This window comes from Rhizohabitans arisaemae (assembly GCF_025996515.1).
GTDB lineage: Bacteria > Actinomycetota > Actinomycetes > Streptosporangiales > Streptosporangiaceae > Rhizohabitans > Rhizohabitans arisaemae.
This window is the reverse complement of the sequence record NZ_BLRH01000035.1, coordinates 901,192-922,782: the sequence shown is the minus strand read 5'-3', so window position 1 is coordinate 922,782 and position 21,591 is coordinate 901,192. Positions and strand designations below refer to the sequence as shown.

Annotated in this window: 17 protein-coding genes; 4 read left to right on the top strand and 13 right to left on the bottom strand. The window is 70.1% G+C overall.

Going from position 1 to position 21,591, the window contains the following annotated elements:
• Positions 1-471, bottom strand: a complete 471-nt coding sequence (locus tag RUR_RS26145) for a GNAT family N-acetyltransferase (protein ID WP_283137839.1) — start codon at positions 469-471, stop codon at positions 1-3.
• Complete coding sequence (locus tag RUR_RS26140; protein WP_283137838.1) at positions 471-2,021, bottom strand: NsdA family TPR-like regulatory protein; 1,551 nt, start codon at positions 2,019-2,021, stop codon at positions 471-473. The genes RUR_RS26145 and RUR_RS26140 overlap by 1 nt, the downstream gene beginning before the upstream one ends.
• 349 nt (positions 2,022-2,370) lie before the next feature.
• On the opposite strand from RUR_RS26140, the gene RUR_RS26135 reads away from it, so the two are divergent.
• The 3 genes from RUR_RS26135 (at position 2,371) to RUR_RS26125 (ending at position 4,696) form a co-directional block, all read left to right on the top strand.
• Positions 2,371-2,643, top strand: coding sequence for a hypothetical protein (locus tag RUR_RS26135; RefSeq protein WP_283137837.1), 273 nt, complete (start codon positions 2,371-2,373; stop codon positions 2,641-2,643).
• A 449-nt stretch (positions 2,644-3,092) separates the two neighbouring features.
• The gene (locus RUR_RS26130; protein ID WP_283137836.1) at positions 3,093-4,163 is read left to right on the top strand and encodes a mechanosensitive ion channel family protein; all 1,071 of its coding nucleotides are present in this window, start codon (positions 3,093-3,095) and stop codon (positions 4,161-4,163) included.
• Positions 4,164-4,309: 146 nt separating this feature from the next.
• Positions 4,310-4,696, top strand: coding sequence for a globin (locus RUR_RS26125; RefSeq protein WP_283137835.1), 387 nt, complete (start codon positions 4,310-4,312; stop codon positions 4,694-4,696).
• An 82-nt stretch (positions 4,697-4,778) separates the two neighbouring features.
• Here the strand turns inward: RUR_RS26125 and ettA are convergent, their stop codons facing one another.
• Both ettA and RUR_RS26115 read right to left on the bottom strand, forming a co-directional pair.
• Positions 4,779-6,443, bottom strand: a complete 1,665-nt coding sequence (ettA, locus tag RUR_RS26120) for an energy-dependent translational throttle protein EttA (RefSeq protein ID WP_283137834.1) — start codon at positions 6,441-6,443, stop codon at positions 4,779-4,781.
• A gap of 156 nt (positions 6,444-6,599) precedes the next feature.
• Positions 6,600-7,808 (bottom strand): GGDEF domain-containing protein, encoded by a 1,209-nt coding sequence (locus RUR_RS26115; protein WP_283137833.1) that lies wholly within the window; start codon positions 7,806-7,808, stop codon positions 6,600-6,602.
• A gap of 774 nt (positions 7,809-8,582) precedes the next feature.
• Here RUR_RS26115 and RUR_RS26110 point away from each other — a divergent pair.
• Entirely contained in the window at positions 8,583-9,143 is a 561-nt protein-coding gene (locus RUR_RS26110) for a single-stranded DNA-binding protein (protein WP_283137832.1), read from the top strand.
• 191 nt (positions 9,144-9,334) lie between these two features.
• On the opposite strand, the gene RUR_RS26105 is transcribed toward RUR_RS26110, so the two are convergent.
• The 9 genes from RUR_RS26105 to RUR_RS26065 all read right to left on the bottom strand — a co-directional run bounded on the left by RUR_RS26105 (position 9,335) and on the right by RUR_RS26065 (position 21,555).
• Entirely contained in the window at positions 9,335-10,960 is a 1,626-nt protein-coding gene (locus RUR_RS26105) for a GTPase (RefSeq protein ID WP_283137831.1), read from the bottom strand.
• Entirely contained in the window at positions 10,957-13,050 is a 2,094-nt protein-coding gene (locus RUR_RS26100; protein ID WP_283137830.1) for a GTPase, read from the bottom strand. Before RUR_RS26100 ends, RUR_RS26105 begins: the two co-directional genes overlap by 4 nt.
• An 86-nt stretch (positions 13,051-13,136) precedes the next feature.
• Positions 13,137-14,369 (bottom strand): uroporphyrinogen-III C-methyltransferase, encoded by a 1,233-nt coding sequence (gene cobA, locus RUR_RS26095; RefSeq protein ID WP_283137916.1) that lies wholly within the window; start codon positions 14,367-14,369, stop codon positions 13,137-13,139.
• A gap of 465 nt (positions 14,370-14,834) precedes the next feature.
• A complete protein-coding gene (locus tag RUR_RS26090) occupies positions 14,835-15,614 on the bottom strand; it encodes an SMI1/KNR4 family protein (RefSeq protein ID WP_283137829.1) in 780 nt (259 codons plus the stop codon).
• Positions 15,615-15,928: 314 nt separating this feature from the next.
• On the bottom strand, positions 15,929-17,014 hold the full coding sequence (gene cobT, locus RUR_RS26085; protein WP_283137828.1) for a nicotinate-nucleotide--dimethylbenzimidazole phosphoribosyltransferase: 1,086 nt from the start codon (positions 17,012-17,014) through the stop codon (positions 15,929-15,931).
• A gap of 25 nt (positions 17,015-17,039) precedes the next feature.
• Positions 17,040-18,068 (bottom strand): Rv2231c family histidinol phosphate aminotransferase CobC, encoded by a 1,029-nt coding sequence (gene cobC / locus RUR_RS26080; protein ID WP_283137827.1) that lies wholly within the window; start codon positions 18,066-18,068, stop codon positions 17,040-17,042.
• The gene (locus tag RUR_RS26075; RefSeq protein ID WP_283137826.1) at positions 18,065-18,646 is read right to left on the bottom strand and encodes a GNAT family N-acetyltransferase; all 582 of its coding nucleotides are present in this window, start codon (positions 18,644-18,646) and stop codon (positions 18,065-18,067) included. The genes cobC and RUR_RS26075 overlap by 4 nt, the downstream gene beginning before the upstream one ends.
• A 243-nt stretch (positions 18,647-18,889) precedes the next feature.
• On the bottom strand, positions 18,890-20,869 hold the full coding sequence (locus tag RUR_RS26070) for an ABC transporter permease (RefSeq protein WP_283137825.1): 1,980 nt from the start codon (positions 20,867-20,869) through the stop codon (positions 18,890-18,892).
• On the bottom strand, positions 20,866-21,555 hold the full coding sequence (locus RUR_RS26065) for an ABC transporter ATP-binding protein (protein WP_283137824.1): 690 nt from the start codon (positions 21,553-21,555) through the stop codon (positions 20,866-20,868). Before RUR_RS26065 ends, RUR_RS26070 begins: the two co-directional genes overlap by 4 nt.
• Positions 21,556-21,591 lie beyond the last annotated feature (36 nt).

Genomic DNA, 21,591 nt, shown 5'->3' with positions numbered 1-21,591 from the left:
TCAATCGGCCGGATCCAGCCGCCGACCGAGATAGACGACGGTGTGCTCACCGACCCGTGCCCGCCCGAGCTCGCGCCAGCCGTACTTGCGGTAGAGGGCGAGCGCGGCCCGCTGGCCCAGGGTGGTGTTCGCGACGAGTGCGGTGTAGCCGAGACTCCGGGCGTGATCGACGAGCGCCCGGAGCATCGCCGAGCCGTGTCCGCGCCGGTGAAAGTCCGGGTGGATCCGGAGTCGGCACATCTCAGCCACCCCGTCGCCGACCCGCCGGAGCGCGCCCATCGCCATCACCCGTCCGTCGATGTGGCCGATGAGGAACTCTCCCCCGTCGTGGAGATAGATTTCCGGGATTCGGGACAGGTCGTCCTCGTAGTAGACGCCGTCGCCGGGCCGTACCCCGACGTCGGCCAGCCCGGCCCGATGGAGTGCCAGCACCTCGTCCCGATCGGCGGGGAGATACCGGCGGATGCGCATCAGGTACCGGGCCGCCCCTGCTGTTCCTTGAGCGACTCCTTGTACGAACGGAGCCTGGAGGAACTGGCCTTACCACCCAGCTCCGCGGACTTGGCGAGCTCGTGGGCTCTGCGCATCACGATGTCCGTGCGGTACTCGTATGCGAGGGACTCGACCGTCCGCTGCCCCAGTTCCAGTGCCTCGTCGACGTCCCCTTCAAGGATCTTGCACTTGGCCCGGTCGAACCCGATGAGGGTCCGATCTAGCCACTCATGCGGGCCGTACTTCGCCAGCGCCTGCTCCAAAAGGAAGTCGGCCTCCATGGCCTGCCCGAGTTTGACCAGGGCGTCGCCCTGGTGGAAGTAGAGCTGGCGTTCGGTGTATCCGAAGGCGGAGTCGTCCTTCTCCGACGGGGTCATCTGCGCGTAGGCGGCCCTGGCCCTGGAGAGCGCCCGTTTGGCCTGGTCGACGACGTCCTTGCGCCCCGACCCCGAGAGCATGGCCAGGGCCCGGGCTTCGACGACGGGCGCCATGGCCTGTGCCGCGCAGGGGGTCTGGCCGGCCAGGTCCTTGCTCTTCTTGGCGAGGGTGAGGGCCTCGCGTGGGTCTCCGTAGTAGAGGGGTACCAGCGCTTCCCTGGCGATGACCCAGGCCCGCAGCGCCCGATCACCGGTCTCGTCGGCCGCCGTCCTGCCGGTCCGGAAGAAGGAGCGGGCGAGCCGGTGGTCGCCCAGATTGATCATGATCATGCCGCTCAGCCCGGAGAGCTGCGCCGCCATCCGGCACAGCCGCTCGTGCAGGTCCATGGGCTGGCGGCGCTCACACGCCCGGCGGACGCCGCTGAACTCCAGCAGGACGTCGCAGAGGAGCCGCAGCGGGGCGGTGTTGCTGTACTGGCGGCCCAGCCCCATGATCATTTCTTCCCATTGGTCGAGCATCGCGGGAGAGACGCTCGCCGACACCAGGGTGTCCTCCATCCGGCGGCGAACCCGGTCGGCCGCCCCCAGGACCTGCGCGTCCAGCTCGTGGCCGGTCCGGGCGAGGACGTCGAGGAGCGTCTGGCGGAGCACCTCCTCCTCCTCGTCCCCCCGCCGTTCCCCGAACGGCGGGGCGAAGCCCGGCTGCAGCCAGAGTTCCCGAGGGGGCGGCGACTGATCCAGCCCGTCCGCGCATCCCCCCCGGACGACGCCGGGCATGCGATGGCCGTGGCCGCAGATGCACGGCCCGTCGTACCCGAGCGCGTCGGGCTCCACCCGATACACCGAGCACAGGTAGTGCAGATACTCGGGACCCGGACGCTTCATCCCGCTTTCATAGGCCGACAGGAGTGTCTCGCCGATCCCCGGCGGCGGTTTGCCGTCCCGCTCGAACAGTGCTCGAACCTGCTCGATGACATCGGCGAGGGCGATCCCGTGGGAGAGGCGGTGAGCTTTGATCTTCGTGGTGTTGAACTGGGGCCCGCACGTCTCATGCACCTCTTCGGCGATCTGGGCCGTGCTCTGCCCGGCCGCCATCCCCTTGGCACGGATCCGCCGGGCGATCTCGATCTCCTTGTGCTGCCTTCCGGACAACCCGGCCCCTCTCCTGCGGCTGGACGTGTACATCCAGTTACATGCCCCGACCGGTGAGTCAACCGATTAACACAGGGTGACACCTGTTGACCACTGCGTTTCCTTCAGATGATGACAGCCCGACCCAACCTGTGTGTGTGACTTGACAACTCTTGTGGTGACGGAACCTTCTTCTCAGACGGGGATCTCTGCCACCGCATGGCATATCCACAGCCCCGTAGAGCTTGCTATGCACGTTGACCGCTGTCGACTTGTAAGTCATGTTGAGCGGAGCAGCAACGGAACGCGGCCGGAACGAGACCCTCCGCACACATCCGTTGCCCGGGATTTCTCAGGAGGTGGGCACGAGGTGGGGGACGAACACTTCGGGCATCTGCAACGACTGGTCTGCGCACTGGACTCGCACGGATTGCTGGCGCGAGTCGTACGGACTCAGTCGGGACGAGCCTTCGTCCGCGTGATCAACCCTCGTGCGACCAGCCTGGCGGAGAACGTCACGTGTCACGCCCAAGCGACGACGGAGTACTACTGGTGGTCCTGGGGGGAGCGCATGCACCGGGCCGACGACCCGGCGGGTGCGGCGACCAAGGTCGCCCGGGTCCTCGCAGCGGTGGGCGAGTGAGGGCTCGCCCGCGAAGCGCCTACGCCGGGACCGAACGAGGTCTCCCCGCCGTAGGCCTTCACAAGGATCCGCACAGCCGCGTGCGGTCGACGGTGAGGCCGGCGGGACGTCCGGTGCGGAACATCCGGACCCCGGATGTCGGGCGCCCGCCGGTTTCGCCTGTGCGTCCATCCCGCCGGCGCCCGGAGGCCGCACGGAAGACTTCATAGGCTCCATACGGCACCGTCCGTATGGGAATGAGGGGTGTCTCCCTCGGATACGGCGAGGACCACGCTTCCGGGTGCGTGTAACCGCCCAGCCGTCGTCATCGGTTCGCTCCCCGTCCGCCTGTAACAGCCCAGGACGGAGAGCTCCCGCTCCCCGGCGTATATGACAACGGCCGGATCTGGGGCTAAAGGACGGTAATGTCCAGGTAACAGTCCCGATCCGATCCGAGGGGGATCCGCCTCGTGCTCTCGCCCGTGGCCGCGCTGATTGGGTTGAGCCCGTCACCCGTGCCCGTGCCGACGCCGACACCGACGTCCGTACCCACGCCGACGCCCACACCGGCACCGCCCTCCTCGCCGCTGCCCAGCCCGACCTTCCCCGTCAAGCCGGCCGACGAGGCGCTGATGGAATCCTGCACCGACGGGCTCATCTGCCCGCTCTTCAACCAGATGTTCGACAACGCCAAGTGGGTCCCCCTCGTCGCGGGAGTCGCGGACCTCTTCCTGATCCTGATCATCGCGTTCGTCATCCGGGCGATCGTGAACCGGCTGATCGGCAAGCTCACCACCCGTATGGGAACCGGCCTCATGCCGGAACGGCTCCGCTACCGGACCGCCACGGTCTTCGACGGCAACCCGGCGCTCCTCGCCGAACGCCGGCGGCAGCGGGCCCGCACCATGGACTCCCTCCTCAAGTCCATCGCCTCGATCATCATCCTGGGCACCGCCGTCCTCACCATCCTCGGCCGGCTCGGCATCCCCCTCGGCCCGTTGCTGGCCAGCGCGAGCGTCATCGGGGTCGCCGTCGGCTTCGGCGCCCAGAACGTCATCAAGGACTTCCTCTCCGGTCTGTTCATGATCCTCGAAGACCAGTTCGGCGTCGGCGACGTCATCGACGTCCAGCACGCCCAGGGCACCGTCGAAGCCGTCACTCTGCGGATCACCCGCCTCCGCGACGTCAACGGCGCCGTCTGGTACGTCCGCAACGGCGAGATCATCCGGGTCGGCAACGAGTCCCAGGGCTGGGCGCGGGCCGTGTTCGACGTCCCCGTCTCCTACGACTCCGACGTCCCCCGGGTACGCGAGGTGCTCAAGCAGACCGCGGTGAAACTCTGGCGGGACCTGGAGGAAGGGGTCGTCCTCGAAGAGCCCGAAGTGTGGGGCGTCGAGGCCATCTCCCACGAAGCCGTCGTCATCCGGGTCGTGGTCAAGACCGCGCCGCTCAAGCAGTGGGAGGTCTCCCGGGAACTGCGGGTCCGGGTCAAGGACGCACTCGACCGGGAAGGGATCTCCCTGGCCGCGGCCCCCTCCTGACCCACCTCGGGGCCGCGCTCCGTTCCACGCCGAGACCTCGGTACGGGCAAGCCCGGCGCGGCACCGGCACCGTGTGCCCCGAATCACGATCGGGGGCGACGGCTCACGGGCCGAACCGTCCCGGAAGAGGGCCTAATCTGGATTACGTGTCCGAATCCGAGAGTTTCTATGAGACCGTCGGCGGTGAGGAGACGTTCCGCCGGCTCGTCCACCGCTTCTACCAGGGGGTGGCGGAGGACCCGGTCCTGCTTCCCCTCTATCCGGAAGCCGACCTCGAGGGTGCGGAGGAACGCCTGCGCCTCTTTCTCATCCAGTACTGGGGCGGCCCGAACACCTACAGCCGGGAACGCGGCCACCCGCGGCTGCGTATGCGGCACAACCCGTTCGTGATCGGCGAACGCGAGCGGGACGCCTGGCTCAAGAACATGCGTGACGCCGTCGAGGAACTCAAGCTCCCCGAGGAGCAGGAGACCAAGCTATGGAACTACCTCGTCTACGCGGCGCACAGCCTGATCAACGCCCCCACCGGCTAGGCCGCCGCCCGCACCGCAGCGTGCCAAGGGTCGTGAGCGGGCCCGCCCGGTGGACGCCGACGCCACCGGGCGGACGGAGACGCTACTCGCGGGTCAGCTTGCGATAGGTCACCCGGTGCGGGCGGGCGGCCTCGGCACCCAGGCGTGCGATCTTGTTCTTCTCGTAGTCGGCGAAGTTGCCCTCGAACCAGAACCAGCTGGAGCCCTCCTCCCAGGCCAGGATGTGCGTCGCCACCCGGTCCAGGAACCACCGGTCGTGCGAGGTGATGACCGCGCAGCCGGGGAAGTCGAGCAGGGCGTTCTCCAGGCTGGAGAGGGTCTCGGTGTCGAGGTCGTTGGTGGGCTCGTCGAGCAGGAGGACGTTGCCGCCCTGCTTGAGGGTCATCGCCAGGTTGAGCCGGTTCCGCTCTCCGCCGGAGAGGACACCCGCCTTCTTCTGCTGGTCGGGACCTTTGAACCCGAAGGCCGCGATGTAGGCGCGGGACGGCATCTCGACGTGACCGACCTTGATGTGGTCGAGCCCGTCGGAGACGACCTCCCACACGTTCTTGCCGGGGTCGATGCCGCCGCGGCTCTGATCGGCGTAGGAGACCTTGACCGTCTCACCGATCGTGATCGACCCGGAGTCCGGCTTCTCCGAACTCATGATCATCCGGAAGAGGGTCGTCTTGCCGACCCCGTTCGGGCCGATGATGCCGACGATGCCGTTGCGCGGAAGGTCGAACGAAAGGCTCTCCATCAGCAGCCGGTCGTCGAACCCCTTGGTCAGTCCCGACGCCTGGATCACCACGGAGCCCAGGCGCGGGCCCGGCGGGATCTGGATCTCCTCGAAGTCGAGCTTGCGATACTTGTCGGCTTCCGCCGCCATCTCCTCATAGCGCTGCAGACGGGCCTTGCTCTTCGTCTGGCGTGCCTTCGGATTGGAGCGCACCCACTCCAGCTCGTCCTCCAGGCGCCTGCGGCGCTTGGCGTCTTTTTGGCCCTCCACCTTCATCCGGGCGGCCTTCGCCTCCAGATAGGTCGAGTAGTTCCCCTCGTAGGGGTAGCAGCGGCCGCGGTCCAGCTCCAGAATCCAGGTGGCGACGTTGTCCAGGAAGTACCGGTCGTGGGTGACCGCCAGCACCGTCCCCGGATACTTCTCCAGGTGGGACTCCAGCCACTGCACGCTCTCGGCGTCGAGGTGGTTGGTGGGCTCGTCGAGAAGAAGCAGGTCGGGCTGTTCGAGGAGAAGCTTGCAGAGCGCCACCCTCCGGCGTTCTCCACCGGAAAGGTTGCTCACCTCGGCGTCGGGAGGCGGGCAGCGCAGCGCGTCCATCGCCTGCTCCAGCTGCGCCTCCAGATCCCACGCGTTGCGGTGATCGAGCTGCTCCTGCAGCTTGCCCATCTCTTCGAGGAGGGCGTCGCTGTAGTCGGTGGCCATCAGCTCGCCGATCTCGTAATACCGATCGATCATCGCCTTGGTCTCGGCCACGCCTTCCTCGACGTTGCCCAGCACCGTCTTGGACTCGTTGAGCGGGGGCTCCTGCTGAAGCATTCCCACGGTGAACCCCGGCATCAGCCGGGCCTCACCGTTGGAGGGCTGTTCCAGACCGGCCATCATCCTCAGCAGAGTGGACTTTCCCGTGCCGTTTGGACCCAGCACACCGATCTTCGCCCCGGGCAGAAACGACAGCGTGACGTTGTCAAGGACAACCTTGTCCCCGTGCGCCTTGCGCACGCGCTGCAACGTGTAGATGTACTCCGGCATGTCAGCAAGCCTAGGGCCTTTCTCGTCCAGTGCTGTCATCGAGGAAGGCCTGGCCGCGACCCATCGCCGCCCTCAGTCCCCACCTATCCCGGACATCCCTCACATCACGCGCCCGTGTGGTCGACGACCTCTTGGCGGGAGGCCGACTGACGGGCCTCAGCCCGGTTGGGCGGCCTCATCCCCTGTGCTCGGGGCGGGCGTGGCGACCACCGGTACGCAGACCCGGTCGCGGCCGAGTTCCTTGGCCCGGTAGAGGGCGAGGTCCGCGGCGGCGAGAAGCTCGATCAGGTCGTCCCCGTGGGTGCGGAGAATCGCGACCCCCACCGAGATCGTGACCGTGATCAACGTGTCGTCTACGGGGACGGCAAGCCGGCCGACCCGGGAGCGCAGCCGCTCGGCGACCCTGCGGGCCTCGGCGACGTCGGCCCGGGGCAGCAGCACGACGAACTCCTCGCCGCCGAACCGCCCGACGACGTCGTAGTCACGGAGCTGGTTGCGGAGCGTCCCGGCCACCGCGATGAGCACCTGGTCTCCGACGAGGTGCCCGTAGCCGTCGTTGACCCGTTTGAAGTGGTCGATGTCGACGATGAGGAGCCCGAGGGTCTCCCCGGTGCGCTGGGCCCGCCCGATCTCGGTGTCGGCCTCCCGCTGCCAGGCCGCCGCGTTGAGCAGGCCGGTCTTGGCGTCGGTACGCGCCGCCGCCTGCAACTGGGCGTGGAGCAGGCTCCGCTGGAGCAGGACCACGGGGGGCAGGGTGACCAGAAGCAGCGCCGGGCTGAGGGCGCAGGTGATCGCCACGAGGACCCCGAGGCAGAGCTCGACGATGTCGAGGATGAGGGTCTCGCGGTTCCAGAAGAGACCCCGCCACCTGGCCTTGGGGTCGGAGGTGTGCGCGGCGACCGCGACCAGGACCGTGTTCGCGACGGTGAAGAGCACCCCGCAGACGACGGCAAGCATGATCTTCATGCCGGAGCCGAGGAGCCAGGCGCTCGGACTCTCCAGGGGCGCGGGCACCGCCCCGTGGAACACCAGCGAGGCCATGAGCGCGGACAACCCGATGGCGGCCGCGCTGAACACCCTGCGGAAGAGCATCGTCGGGCGGACACGCAACTGGAGCAGGATCTGCAGGGGCACCGGCGCGAGCAACGCGTAGACCGGCGGTAGGAGGAGCGCCGCCGGGAGCCACCACGCGGACAGCAGGTCACGGGAGACCCCGGCCGGCATGCCGAGTCTTCGGGTGGCCTCGATGCAGACCGCGCCGCAGATCGTCAACGCCACGAAGGTGAGCAGCTCACGCCAGCGCAGCTCCGTCTGCGCGGCGAACAGCCCGATCGCGAACAGGTGGAGTGAGACGACCGCGCCCACATAAACGATCAGGGGATGCCGCTGCGTGAGCAGTGGCCAGCGACGAATCGGCCACGCGGTTCGCCGCCGCCTTCTCACATCGCCTTCAACACCAGCCCGACTGGGAGCCAACATCCCTCCCCCATCATCCGCGGATCACCCGGAGTGCCGTGAGGCCACAACTGCTATCACGTTGTGTAACACAATAATTGCGCCTCGTGCAGAGTGCGACTTGAACCGGTGGCTTCTTGACCTCCTCCGGAACTCCCACCGCTGGAGAGACATCCCGGCCGGGCCGGTCTCCGCGTGATCCGGCATGCACCAAGCAGGGGTCTCACCTGGACCGAAGTCCGGTTTGAAGATCGGCATCCCCATGCGGTCCCGCCGTCGGCGCCGAGGATCCGATCCATCGCGGGTGAATAAATCCACTCCCGCAACCCACACCGGCACACCCGGCCGGCCCCGCCGCGGATGCTCTCCTCCGAACGGTCCGCCCGCCGACGCAGACGCCCTCCCCACCTCGGCGCCGTCCGCGCAGGGCCACGCCGTCACGACCCTTCAGCCGACCGGTCTGCGCAATTCCCCCGCGTCGGCTTCGCCGTCGGCGGGCTCCACGGTTGCCCCTCGCGACGGGGCGCTGTCCGAGGTGCTCCCCGTGTTGTCCACAGGTGTGATCGTCGGGAGTGGGGATTTCCACAGAACGGCGCTCGGTCGAGGTCGGCCGACGGGTGCTCGGCCACGCTTGTCCGGTGGCCTTCGGCAGCGCGCCGGGCCCGTTGAGGACAGGAGGCCGTTGTGAACGAAACGTATATCACCGTGGTCGGCAACGTCACCGCCACACCCAAGATCGCCGAAGTCGCGAACGGGGTGCACGTCCTGACGTTGCGTGTCGCGTCCACACCCCGCAAGTTCGACCGCCAGACCGAGAGCTGGAAAGACGGCAACACGGTCTATCTCAACGTCCGCTGCTGGCGTCAGCTCGCGGACCACGTCCATCAGTCGGTCCGGGTGGGACAGCGGATCATCGCCCACGGCAGGCTCAACGTCCGCAGCTTCGAGGACGGACGCACCCGGCGGGTCTCCATCGAGCTCGAAGCCGTCGCCCTCGGCCACGACCTGCGGTGGGGTGTCTCGACGTTCAGCAAAGCCGACCGGGCGTGGACGATCCCCGGCGACTCTCAGGCGATGAAGCGGCACGACGAGGACACCGGGGAGTGGGCCCAGGGCGTCGAACCCATCGACGACGGCGGGGAGTCGTCCTACGGGGACTCCTCCGGGTACGAGCCGCCGGAGGAGGCGGGCCTTCCGGCCGAGGACGGCGAAGGGTGGCCCGATGGCCGGACCCGTGCCGCCTGACCGATGCGACGAACCGGGAATCCCACCGTGCGCCTGCGCTCTCCCCCGACGTACGGCGGCTCGCCTCCCCGCTTGCGTCGTTCACCGACGCGGCGATCGACGGCTCCGCGTCGGCGCGGCCGGCGACAGTCGACGTGTGTTGGGCGCGGTGGGGCGTGTGCGGTACGGAGCGGGACCGGGGAGCCGAAGCCCTATCCGCGCAGGCCCGCCATGGGCCGCTGGATCGCGCCGACCGTGGCCAGGGCCGTGTGGAACTCCCCGTACCTGGCGAGCTCCCCCTCCACCGGGAGGATCACGGACTCCTCGGCGATCCGTTCGACCCGCCCGCGCATCTCCCGTTCGAGGTGCTCCCGGTCGGCGGCGGCGGTGCGCCGGACCACGTTGCGGCTGACGACGGCGGTGAGCAGACCCAGACCCAGGGATACGGCGACCCCGGCGGCGACCCAGGGAACCGGTGTCTGCGACTCCGGCACGCCGAACAGCAGGAGGGAGCCCGCCCAGACCACCCCGACGACGGCGAGGAGGACCAGGAGAAATTGCCACAGACGCATGAGTTGCCACCAGCCGGGCACGTGATCCAGGCGTGGGGCGACGCTCACCAGCTCATCGGCGAGCGCCCGGGGGAGGTTCGCCGAGTTGGCCCGGGCGATGTCGCGGATGCCATAGCGCCAGTTATCCGGTATGCCGGAACTTACCCCATCCACCAGGGACTGTACGGCGTTGTCGACCTCGGCGGGCTGTGCGCTCACCGACGCCGCGGTCAGGCCGGCCCTGATGTCGTCCCGGAAGCCGTGGAGGTTGAGTGTGCGCAGTGGGTCGGTGCCGAGGGAGGTGACCCATCGGGCGTAGGGCCAGCCCACCCACTCCACCGACCGCGCGGCGTAGACGTTCTCCACGGTGTCGGCGACCGCGGCGACCCCGACGGCGTCGCAGAGGGCGTCGGTGAGCCCCGTTCGGCGCTGCCGATCGACCACCACGTCGATCTCCACGGGGGGCAGAGGCGGCGTGATCTGGGGCACGATCCGCTCCAGGTCCGCGGCGATGCGCTGAGCCGAGGCGCGCCTGGTGGCCACGATCTGGGCGACGACGCTCCGGAACCCGTCGACGCCCTTCCTGGTCAGCGCCGAGGTGGTGACGATGATCGGGTTCTCCAGGCCTTCCCGCCGCAGCAGATCCCGCAGGTCATCGACGCATTCGGCCACCTCGTCGGGGGTGAGGCGGTCGATCTGGTTGAGGACGAACACGGTGACGGCGTCGTGCCCAGCCAGCTCGGTGACGTACTTACGGTGGACCGACGCGTCGGCGTACTTCTGCGGATCCAGCACCCAGACGATCAGGTCGGCCACACCGATCATGCGATCGGCCTCGTAGTCGGTGAGCGCCCGGATGGAGTCGTGGTCGGGGAGGTCGAGCAAAATCAGACCGTGGAGCCGGTTGTCGTCCCGGTCGAGCGCGCTGGCCCGGTTGAACCGGTATCGCGACTGGACGCCAAGCCAGTCGAGCAGCTGTCCCGACCCTTCCAGGCCCCACACACAGGCGTGCGTGTTCGACGTGGTCGGCCGCCGCATCCCCACCGGGGACAGGTCCAACCCGCAGACCGCGTTGAACAGGGTCGACTTTCCGCTGCCGGTGCCACCGGCGAGCGCCACCACCGTGTGCTCGCCCGAGAGCGCCAGCCGGTCCCCGGCCCGGCCGAGCAACTGCCTGGCCTCCGCGAGCGCCCGCGGCTCGACCCGGTCGGCGCCGAACTCGACGATCCTGGAGAGCGCGGTCAGGCGCGCGGCGAGATCGTTGCCGGACGTCGTGACTGTCGTCATCGTGCGACCTCGAGGTTGTACGTGGCCTGGTACAGATGGGTGGCGGCGTTCTCGTCGGGGATCCCGGCGTGGTCGAGCGCGTCGGCGTACCTGATCATCTCTTCGTCGAAGAGCATGCTGACCCGGGCCCGCAGGTCGTTGCGCGCCTTGGCGCTCATGTTCCGCAGATACTCGGCGCCGAACAGGGCACGAAGCAGCCGCTGGGGCATCACACTCGTCCCCGTCTCGATCCGCACGTCGGAGGTGCCGTAGCCGAGCAGGCCGACGGTGAAGACCATCGCCAGCGCCTCTTCGTCGAACGAGACGACCCTGGCGACCGATCGCTTGGCCACCCCATGGGTGCGGATGAGCTCCAGGACGTGCTCCTGCCAGGCGCCGATGGCACGGGTGGCCCGGCGGATCAGCTCCTCGGAGGCCCGGCCGAGCCCCGGGGTCGCGGCGAGCGCGGTCCCCGCGGGGGCCCGGTAGCCCCAGCGGACCACGACCTCCTCGGACGCCCGATGCGCCGCAGCGATGATCACGGCCTCGAGTCCGGAGCGGATGGCGGCCTTCAACGTGCCGGCCCGGGCCGGCTCCTGGTGCTTGCTCCCGGGCGCGCGGAGCCGGCGGGAGCGGCCGACGTGCAGGCTTCGGATGAGCTCCCCCGTTCCGGAGAAGTCCTGCCATCGGGCGAGGATCTCGCCGCGGAGCAGCGAGCCGCTCCGCATCGCCTCGTCGATCTCCGCCAGCGCCGTGCCGTACGCCGCCTCGACGTCGGCGCGCATCTCCGCCCGGAAGGCGACCTGGGCCTCCAGGTGCCGCGCGAGCTCGGGGATCCGGGTCCGGAAACTGTCCAGCACCCCGGAGAGCGTCTGCTGGACGGCCCGGTCGCGGCTCTCCTCGTCCACGGAGAGCTCGGCAAGCCACATCCGCAGCTCGGTGACCTCGGCCGAGGGGAGCCTGCCGTCGGTCACCGCGCACTCGGGGATGACGAACCGCTCCACGTCACCGAGGCCGTAGTCCTCCAGCATGCGGGTGAAGTGGGCGACGACCACGTCTTTCGACCGCCCCGGCACCCGGGACAGCACGATCGCCAGTCTCGCCCCGCGCTCCTTGGCCAGGCGGAGCAGCCGCCACGCCGGCGCGTCGGCGTACCGGGCGGCCGTGGTCACGAACACCCACAGGTCGGCCGCGGCGAGGAGCCGGTGCGCGACCGCGTGGTTCTCCTCCACCACCGAGTCGATGTCGGGGGTGTCGAGTACGGCCACCCCCTCGGGCAGCCGCTCGGTCTCGGTGAGCACGATCTGCGCCTGCTCCGGCGCCCCGGCCGTCGCGACCAGGTCGGGAAGGACACCGCCCTCCTGGAACCAAGCCCGGTCGGACGGGTGGAACACGAGGACGGGGACGCTGGTGGTGGGGCGGCGTACCCCGGTGGCGCTGACCTTCGCGCCCGCGAGGGTGTTGACGAGGGTCGATTTGCCCGCGCCGGTGGATCCGGCCACGACGACGAGCGCGGGTGCCGTGGAGAAGGTGAGCCTGGGCACCACGTAGTCGTCGAGCTGGGCGAGGATCTCCTGCCGGGACTTCCTCGCCTTCTCCACCCCGGGCAGCTCCAGTCCGAGCCGGATCCCGCCGATGAGTTCGCGCAGCGTCGAAAGCGCCGCCTCGACCTGCTTGGCGATCGGGTCGGGGACGCGCGGTTCACGTTCGGGCCGCGCACCCACACCGAAGTCGAACGCGTCGATCTTCCCGGAGTCCCGGTCGGACTTGCCGACGTCGTCTCCGGCCAGGTCGTCCAGATCAACCCGATCGTCCTGGTCGTCTTCCAGGTCGAGGTCGTCCAGGTCGCCGAGGGCCACCGGATCGTCCAGGTCGATCGGATCGTCGAGATCGCGTGAACCGGCCGGATCGTCTCCGGAGGCGGCGAGATCGTCGTCCTCGGAGTCCTCGAACGCGCCGAAGTCCGAGTAGACGGTGTCCCCGGCCAGGTCGCCGGGGAGGTCGATCTCGCCTGTGGGCGGATCGTCGTCCTCGACCCGGGCCGCTGCGGACTCCCGGGGGTCGGGGGTCCCCGCGGAGATCGCGGTGAAGGTAAGTGTCTGTTCGCCCATCGACGGCTCGGTCTCCATGCTGCCGGAGCCCACCGGAACGCCGCCGTCAGGCGAGTTCGCCTGTCCTGGCTTCTTGGCCGCAGATGTCACGGAATCTGCCCCGCTCGAACCATTTCAATCTCCTGGCCGACCCTGACAACATCACCGACGACCACGATCGCCGGAGGTCGAACTCCAGCCGATTTCACCCGCTCCGCGACATCGGACAGCGTCGCGACGAGAGTGCGCTGGGTGGGAAGAGTACCGTCCTGTACCACCATTACGGCAGTCTCAGGAGAACGTCCGTACCGGACCAATGTTGAGGCGATGACCGAAATGCGCTCGACGGCCATGAGAAGGATCAGCGTGCCCGTCGATCGCGCCAGTCCGGCCCAGTCGACGGTGGAGGCCGGGTCCCCCGGCGCCACGTGGGCGGAGACGATGTGCAGCTCCTGGGTGACCCCCCGATGGGTCACCGGTACCCCTGCGGATCCGGGTACGGCGATCGCGCTGGTCACACCGGGGACGACGACGACCGGAACCCCGGCCGCGGCGCACGCCTCAAGCTCCTCGCCCCCTCTGCCGAAGACGAACGGATCGCCTCCCTTGAGACGGACCACGAACTTGCCCGCGAGCGCGCGGTCGACGATCACCTCGTTGATCTTCTCCTGGGCGAGCGAACGCCCGTACGGGATCTTCGCCGCGTCGATCAGCTCGACGTCGGGCGGCAGCTCGTCCAGGAGCGCGCTGGGCGCGAGCCGGTCGGCGACGACCACGTCGGCCTGGGCGAGCAGCTGCCTGCCGCGGACGGTGATCAGCCCGGGGTCGCCGGGCCCCCCACCCACCAAGGCGACGCCGACCGGCCGGGCGCGGCCCCGCCTGGCGTCCACCGTGCCGTCCCTGAGCGCTTCGACGATCGCGTCCCGGACACCCGCGGAGCGACGGGGATCGCCCCCGGCCACCACTCCGATCCCGATCTCGTCGACCTGGCCGCTCGCCGGGGTCCACGCGGCGGAGGCGTCCTTGTCGTCGGCGCGTACACACCAGATGTGCCGACGCTCGGCCTCTTGGGCGATCTCGTCGTTGACCACGGGGTCGTCCGTGCACGCCTGGATCAGCCACACCCCGGCGCAGTCCTCCGCCTGGTACGGCCTGCGGCGCCAGGTGATGCGCCCGGCCGCGATGAGATCGTCAAGCGCCGGCGTCACCTCGGGCGAGACTAGGAGCACCTCGGCGCCCGCTCCCAGCAGGGTGGGCACGCGCCGCTGGGCCACCCGACCACCGCCGGCCACGAGAACCCGGCGCCCGTGGAGGCGCAGACCGAGCAGGTAGGGCGGCATTGCAGGATCTCCCATCGAAGTGTGCCTCGCACGTTAGGTATGGGGTAAACCTATCGGTTGTCGTCGACCGGCCTCACGCACCCTTTTGGCTACTTGTAACCAGACAAGAAAAATAGCGCCATCTGAGCCCTTGATGGCTCAAAACAGGTTGCTGGCCTCTATGTGGCCCCACGGGCGTTTCCTCGCTGACCTGGAAGGACCCCATTCAAGACACTGCGGGCGACATAATGGTCTCGATCTTGTCGAGTCTCGGCATCGTCCACCCCGAACACCCCACTCGGCTCCCACCACACCAGCCCGGCGGGGCCGGAGAAACACCACGAACCTGCGCCTCCCTGATCGAGTCCGGTCGGGAGTGCAGGACGACGCGGGATGAGGCCGCCCAGCCGGATGCGGCTGCCGACCACGCTCACTGACCCGGCGTCTCACTCGCATAGGCGGGGCTATGGGGCAACCATGAGCCCCTCATCTCGGTGAATGGCCGCTGTGCACATTCGGAGTCCTCGAATCCACCATGCCGGCCGCGAGGGAGCGAATGCGGGGATGCGGATCCGCAAGAGCCGCAGTCGGCAGCTCAGGGTCATCCTCGTCCTGTGCGGCAAGGGCGCGCAGAATCGTCTCTCGGACCGCCGGATGAGGCTCAGCCGCCAAAGCCTGAAGAAGACTGCCGACCAGCATGTCACTTGGACCCGGGTAAGTGATGAACGTGTAAGCGGCGGCGCGGCGCCGCGCCGTGCTGGGGTCGTGCCGGAGCGTGGCCACAAGCCGGTCTTCGTCACCGGCCATCTGGTGGGAGAACGAGGTCAGACTTCGGTGTCCCGCCAGGACGAAGTCCAGCCAGCGCTCGTACCAGGAAAGGAAGTCGGAGTCGGCGCAATATCGCGGAGCGGCCAGATCGCCGTAATCCTCGACCAGGCGCCCACGACCGGACCCGGTGACAACGAGCAGTGTGTAGGTGGTGCAGCCACCATCGGCGACCTGGATGGTACCGGGACAGGAACCCACAATCCCGTCATGCATATCGAGGCTGGTGGGAACTTCCAGATCGGGATCCACCGGAAACGGTTGGTCGAGCCTTTCGCCTCTCTTCGCCGCTCCCCTGCATATCCACCGCTCCATCGGCAGTAATCCGCAGGCGGGGCCGTATCCGCCGTGACCGATACGGGTCACGAACCACCAGAACTCCTCCGGTAGCCGGATGCCGTGGTCGGCTTCGAACTGTGAGACCTGCGTATCGGTAAGCACGGGACCGAGAGTGACGCTCTCTCTGAGCCGGAGTGCTGCGAGCTTGGCACGAATCCGAGCGGTCGCGCGAATCACGGGCGATTCTTCTCATGTCAAAAGGTCATTCCACGCCCGACTCTAGCCCGACCCCGGCTCCGCCACACCAGCCGCCAACGCGCTCTCTCCTAACCGGCTTCCCCGAAGGAGGCATACGAGTTCACATGCTCGTAGGTGGGCGATCCTGTACGGGCTGGGTAGCCGGTTTCGCCGGGTGTGCCCGTACAGGATCCGTGGGGTGGTGCACCGGGACGCCGACCGGAGGCGGCGTCCGGAGGTCACGCGGGGGCGTCCTTGTCGGTGACGCCGGCGGAGTCGAAGGTGGCGACGTCGTGCAGGACCCGGACCGCGCTGCTGACCAGGGGGTACGCCAGGAGGCCGCCGGTGCCTTCGCCAAGGCGGAGTTCCAGGTCGACCAGGGGGCGGAGCCGGAGGACGTCGAGCGCGGCGGCGTGCCCGGGTTCGGCCGAGCGGTGTCCGGCCACGCAGTACTCGGCGACGACGGGGGCGAACGCGGACGCGACCAGCGCCGCCGCCCCGGCGATCACCCCGTCGAGGATGACCGGGATCCGCCTGCTCGCCGCGCCGAGGAGGTATCCGGCCAGCGCCGCGTGCTCCAGCCCGCCGACCGCGGCCACGACGTGCAGCGCGTCCCGGGAGCCGGCACCGTCGAGCCCGTTGACGACGAGCGCGCGCCGGACCATTTCGATCTTGTGTGTGTACACCGCGTCGTCGATTCCGGTGCCACGCCCGGTGACCTCGGCCGGGTCCTTACCGGTCAGGCAGGCGATCAGCGCCGCCGAGGCCGTGGTGTTGGCGATCCCCATGTCCCCGGTGATCAGGCAGCGGCTGCCCCGGTCGATCAGCCCGTGGGCGACGGTGATGCCGACTTCGATCGCGTCCCGGGCCTGGGCGAGGGTCATCGCGGGCCCTTGGGTCATGTCCGCGGTGCCGTACGCGATCTTACGGGCGACAAGTCCTGACATGCCGGTCATGTCACCGGCAACCCCGACGTCGACCACCATCACCTCGGCGCCGACCTGCGCGGCGAAGCAGTTGGCCACCGCCCCGCCCGCGAGGAAGTTCGCCACCATCTGGGTGGTCACCTCCTGCGGCCAGGGTGACACCCCCTGCGCGTGCACCCCGTGGTCGGCGGCGAAGATGGCGAGCGACACCGGGGCGGGCATCGGCGGCGGGCACGCGCCCGCGATCCCGGCGAGCCGCACCGACACGTCCTCCAGGGCGCCCAGCGCGCCCCGCGGCTTGGTCAGCCGGTCCTGGTGCGCCCGGGCCTCTTCCGCCGCCCGCCCGTCCGGCGGGCTGAGGAGGGCGAGGGTCTCGTCGAGCAGGGTCGTTTCCACCACGGGTCACTTCCTTCGGGGAGATGGGTCAGAGCACGTTCGCGAGCGCGGCGGCAAGCCGGTCCGTGGTCTGTTTGTCGCGTACGGCGATACGCAGCCAATCCTGGCCGAGACCGGGGAAGGTGTCCCCCCGGCGAAGCGCGAAGCCGCGATCCCGCAGCGCCAGCCGTACCTTGTCCGCCCCGGGGAGGCGAACGCAGACGAAGGAGGCTCGCGGATCGGGCACGACCTCGGCCCCCGCCTCGGCCAACGTCGCCACGAGGTGGGCGCGATCCGCGGCGAGGGACACAGCCCACTCCTCCGCCTCGGCGACCGCGTGCGGTGCCGAACAGGCCTGCGCCGCGAGCAGCGCGGGAGTGGACACCGCCCAGAGCGGCTGGACCCCTGTCAGCTCCGCGACGAGGGCGGGTTCGGCGAGCAGGTATCCGATCCGCAGCCCCGCCAGCCCCCAGGTCTTGGTGAGACTGCGGACCACCACAAGCCCCGGCAGGTCACCCCGGTCGGCCAGGCTCTCGGTCTCCCCCGGGACGCAGTCCGCGAAAGCCTCGTCCACCACGAGGGTCCGGCCGGGCCGGGCCAGGGCGGCGACCGCCTCGGCGGGATGGAGGACCGAGGTCGGGTTGGTGGGGTTGCCGACGACCACGAGATCGGCGTCCGCCGGGACCGCGGCCGGGTCGAGGAGGAAACGGCCGGGATGGAGGAGCACCCGGTCCACCCGGTGGCCGGCCGCGCGCAGCGCCGCCTCGGGTTCGGTGAACTGCGGATGCACCACCACGGCCCGTTCCGGCCGCAGCACCCGAGCGAGCAGCACGAACGCCTCCGCGGCCCCCGCGGTAAGCAGCACCTCGCCGGCGGTACGGCCGTGCCGGGCGGCCACCGCGGCCCGCGCGGCACGCTGGTCTGGGTAGGCGGACAGCTCGGAGATCGACTCCCGCAGCAGGTCGGCGAGCCAACGTGGCGGGGTGTCCGGCCGTACGTTGACCGCGAGGTCCGTCAGGCCCGGACCCACTTCGGTGTCGCCGTGGTGCCGCAGATCGACGTCGGCGCACCCGGTCACGGCGTCTCCCCGGGGAGCAGGCCGAACACCACGAGATCGACGACTCCCCCGGTGACCCGCCCGGCGCCGCGGAGCGTCCCCTCCCGGGTGAAACCGCACTTCAGCGCGACCCGCTGCGAGGCTTCGTTGCCGGACGCGGCCAGGATCTCCACCCGCTCGGCCCCGGTCTCGAAGGCGTACACGGACAGCGCGCCGACCGCCTCGTACATGTAGCCCCGGCCCCGCGCCGGGGCGGCCAGCCAGTAGCCGATCTCCACGGTGGGGACGCGCGCCATGGCGGCGAAGCGGGTCAGCCCGATCGAGCCGACCGCCGGGCCCCCCACCGGGGCGGAGCCGGACCGATCCTGGGGGACGATCGCGAAGTTCAGCGAGGTGCGCGGATTGGCGTGCGCGTGCACGGTGCACCAGTCCCGCGCGGTCTCCACGGTGTAGTCCTCGGCCCACGGCATCCAGCGGCCGATCTCGGGGTCCCCGTGGACGGCCGCCCAGCAGTCCTCGACGTCCCCTTCCTCCCACGGCCGCAGCAGCAGGCGCCCGGTCGACACCGTGGTGCCTGGTGTCCAAAGGTCAACACTCATCCGAGCCCCTTCACGCGGAATCATCTGCCCGGCGACCACGAAACCGAGCACCGCCGCCTCGGACACGTCAACCTATCCTGCCGTCCCCCACACCGGCATCGCGCTCTTCCCAGCCGACATCGATTGCGGATGGTTCGTGCCGCGCGAAGGGCGGCACGAACCGGTTCCGGGTGCGGCCCCCGCCGGACGCGGCGCGAGCGGCTCCCCGGGACGACCTCGGGCTTTGCCCCGTACCGGCAGCGGTCAGTCGGGGCGGGGGGCCGGGTTCTCGGTCACGGATTTGAGGAGGGGCCTGGTGAGCGCGCCGGCGCCGATCACCCCGGCGACGCCCAGGCTCACGCAGATCGCGAGGGTGACGAGGCCGCCGGGATTCAGCCCGACCTGCGTCGCGAACGGCGCCGCGACGAACAGTCCGGTGAGGATCGCCCCGCCGCCCATGATCGTGAGGGGGATCATGGTTTCGGACCGTCTGGCCCGATCGAGGACCTCCAGGGGGGTTCCGGCCAGGCGGAGCAGCGCGTACGTCCGGCGCCGGTCCAAGATGGTGGAGGCGGCGGTGATCCCGGCTCCGGCGACGGCGACGAGGAACGACACGGCGAGTACCACGACGGTCCCGGTGCGGATGTCGGTGAAGAGGGAGACGGCTTGCGCGTCGCGGTCCCGGCTCGCCTGCGGGGGCTGTCCGGGGACGAGGTCGCGCAGGGCGGTCCGGCCACGGTCCAGCGCCTCGTCGCCGCCTCCGCTCACCGTCGCGACGACGGTCGCGACCCGGTCGGCGCCCTGGAGCCGGGTGTCCTCCGCCGTCACCGTGGCCCGCACCCCCGCCTGGGCCAGTCTCCGGCGGGCGGCGTCGGCCGTGCCGGCCGCCTGTGCGGCGGGCACGGTGAGTTCCAGCCGGTCGCCGGGGGTGTCGCGGGTGAACGCGCTCGGGTCGGGGCTGAGCAGGCTGACGAAACCGGCGACGAACCCGGTGAGGGCGACCCCGCTCACCGTCCGCCAGGCGGACCGCGGGTCGTCCACGAGCCTCCTGGCCGCGAGGAGTCCCGCGGGCCGCCGGGCGACCGCGGCGGTGATCCGGCCGATCAGCGCCACCACCCACGGGCCGACGAGGTTGATCGCCAGAAAGACCAGGCCGATCACGGTGAGGATGACGCCGACCCCGACCTCCGGGCTCATGAAGGGTACGACCAGCAGCGCCGTGACGAAGGCCAGGACCCGGATCACGCGCAGGGCGGGCGGCGTGTGCCGTCTGGCCACCCCGAGTGGGCTCACCACGACTTGGCGGAGCCCGATCGCCGCACTGAGCCCGACGAGCAGCGGTACGGCGAACAGCACCGCGGCGACGATCGGGATCCCCGGCCAGAGGTCCGCCGCGTACCAGCCCCCACCGGCGATCTCGATCCGGGCGAGTACCGGGATCGCCACGGTGTACAGGACGGTGCCGACCGCCGAGCCGGCCAGCGCGGTGACCACGGCTTCGGCCACGGTCATGCCGACGACCTGGCCGGGGGTGGCCCCGACGAGGCGGAGCGCGGCGAGTCTGGCGTCGCGGCGCGCGACCGTGAGCCGGGCCGCGGCGCCGCCGAAGACCAGCAGCGGGACGATCATGAGTACGGCGGCGACGGCGGCGAGAATCCGGTAGTTCACCGCGAGCCGGGTCTCCGTACCGGCGAAGTCCTTGATCGGAGTCGGGGAGACGGAGGTGAGGTCGGGGCCGGGCGGCCGCTCGGCGGTCACGGCGGGGGCGCCGGGCCGATGCCCGAGCACGGCGACGAGCTCGTCCGGGTGGATGAGCGCGTCGTCCCCGACGGTACCCGCCCGTTCGCCGGGGAATCTGGCCGCGAGCCGGTCGGCGGGGAGCTCTGCCGCCAGTTCGGCGAGCGCGGAGGAGAGCCATACCTCCCCTGGCCGGGGGAACCGGGGCAGTCCGGGCGGCGCGGGGGCGCCGGGGTCGAGTGCGGCGAGGTCGACCACGACGATCGGCTTGCCGCCGGCGAACTCGGTGCCGACGGCTTGGATCACCCGGGCGCCGCTCTCGGCGGGGGCCGGGTTGCGCCACGTTTCGCGGGCGGCCCGGTCGGCGAACGCGACGTTGACCGAGACGGAGAAGAGCAGCAGGGTGGTGGCGACCGCGACGGCGACGAGGGTCAGGCCGCTGCCGAGCAGGCCGCCCCGCCCGCCGCCGCGCAGCAGCCGGACGTTCAGTCTGAGGAGCGCGCTCACCGGCCGGCCTCCGCGCCGGCGGCGCCGCGCAGGAGTCCGTCGCGTACCTCGACGACGCGGTCGCACCAGCGCGCGACCTCCGGGTCGTGGGTGACGACGACCAGCGAGGCCCCGCCTTTCCTGGTGGAGTCGACGAGCAGCCCCATCACGGTGTGGCCGGTGGCCTGGTCGAGTGCGCCGGTGGGCTCGTCGGCGAAGACCACGGCCGGCTCGGTGACGAGCGCCCGGGCGATCGCGACCCGCTGTGCCTCGCCGCCGGACAGTTCACCGGGTCGTCGCCGCTCCTTACCGGTGAGCCCGAGTGGGCCGAACCAGTCCCGGGCCCGCCCGACCGCCTTGGTCCGGGGCATCCCGCCCAGCATGAGGGGGAGGGCGACGTTCTCCTCGGCGGGGAGTTCGGGGAGGAGCTGGCCGAACTGGAAGACGAAGCCGAACCGGGTTCTCCGCAGCTCGCTGCGGCGCCGCTCCCCTATCGTGTCGATGCGTTGTCCGAGCAGGTGGACCCGGCCGGCGTCGGGTCGGGTGATCCCCGCCAGGCAGTGCAGGAGGGTGGATTTTCCCGACCCGCTCGGGCCCATGATCGCCACGGCCTCGCCTCGGGCGACCTGCAGGCCGACGCCGCCGAGGGCGACGGTCTCCCCGAATCTCTTGACCAGGCCGATGCCGGACAGCACGTCTTCACTCATACGACCGATCATGGGTGTCGCAAGGCCGTCACCGGA

Coding starts and splice junctions, on each gene's coding strand:
- cobA (WP_283137916.1), bottom strand. CDS start 14,369: ATGCCGCCCTACCTGCTCGGTCTGCGCCTCCACGGGCGCCGGGTTCTC.
- RUR_RS26105 (WP_283137831.1), bottom strand. CDS start 10,960: ATGACGACAGTCACGACGTCCGGCAACGATCTCGCCGCGCGCCTGACC.
- RUR_RS26065 (WP_283137824.1), bottom strand. CDS start 21,555: ATGAGTGAAGACGTGCTGTCCGGCATCGGCCTGGTCAAGAGATTCGGG.
- RUR_RS26145 (WP_283137839.1), bottom strand. CDS start 471: ATGCGCATCCGCCGGTATCTCCCCGCCGATCGGGACGAGGTGCTGGCA.
- RUR_RS26075 (WP_283137826.1), bottom strand. CDS start 18,646: ATGAGTGTTGACCTTTGGACACCAGGCACCACGGTGTCGACCGGGCGC.
- RUR_RS26100 (WP_283137830.1), bottom strand. CDS start 13,050: ATGGGCGAACAGACACTTACCTTCACCGCGATCTCCGCGGGGACCCCC.
- ettA (WP_283137834.1), bottom strand. CDS start 6,443: ATGCCGGAGTACATCTACACGTTGCAGCGCGTGCGCAAGGCGCACGGG.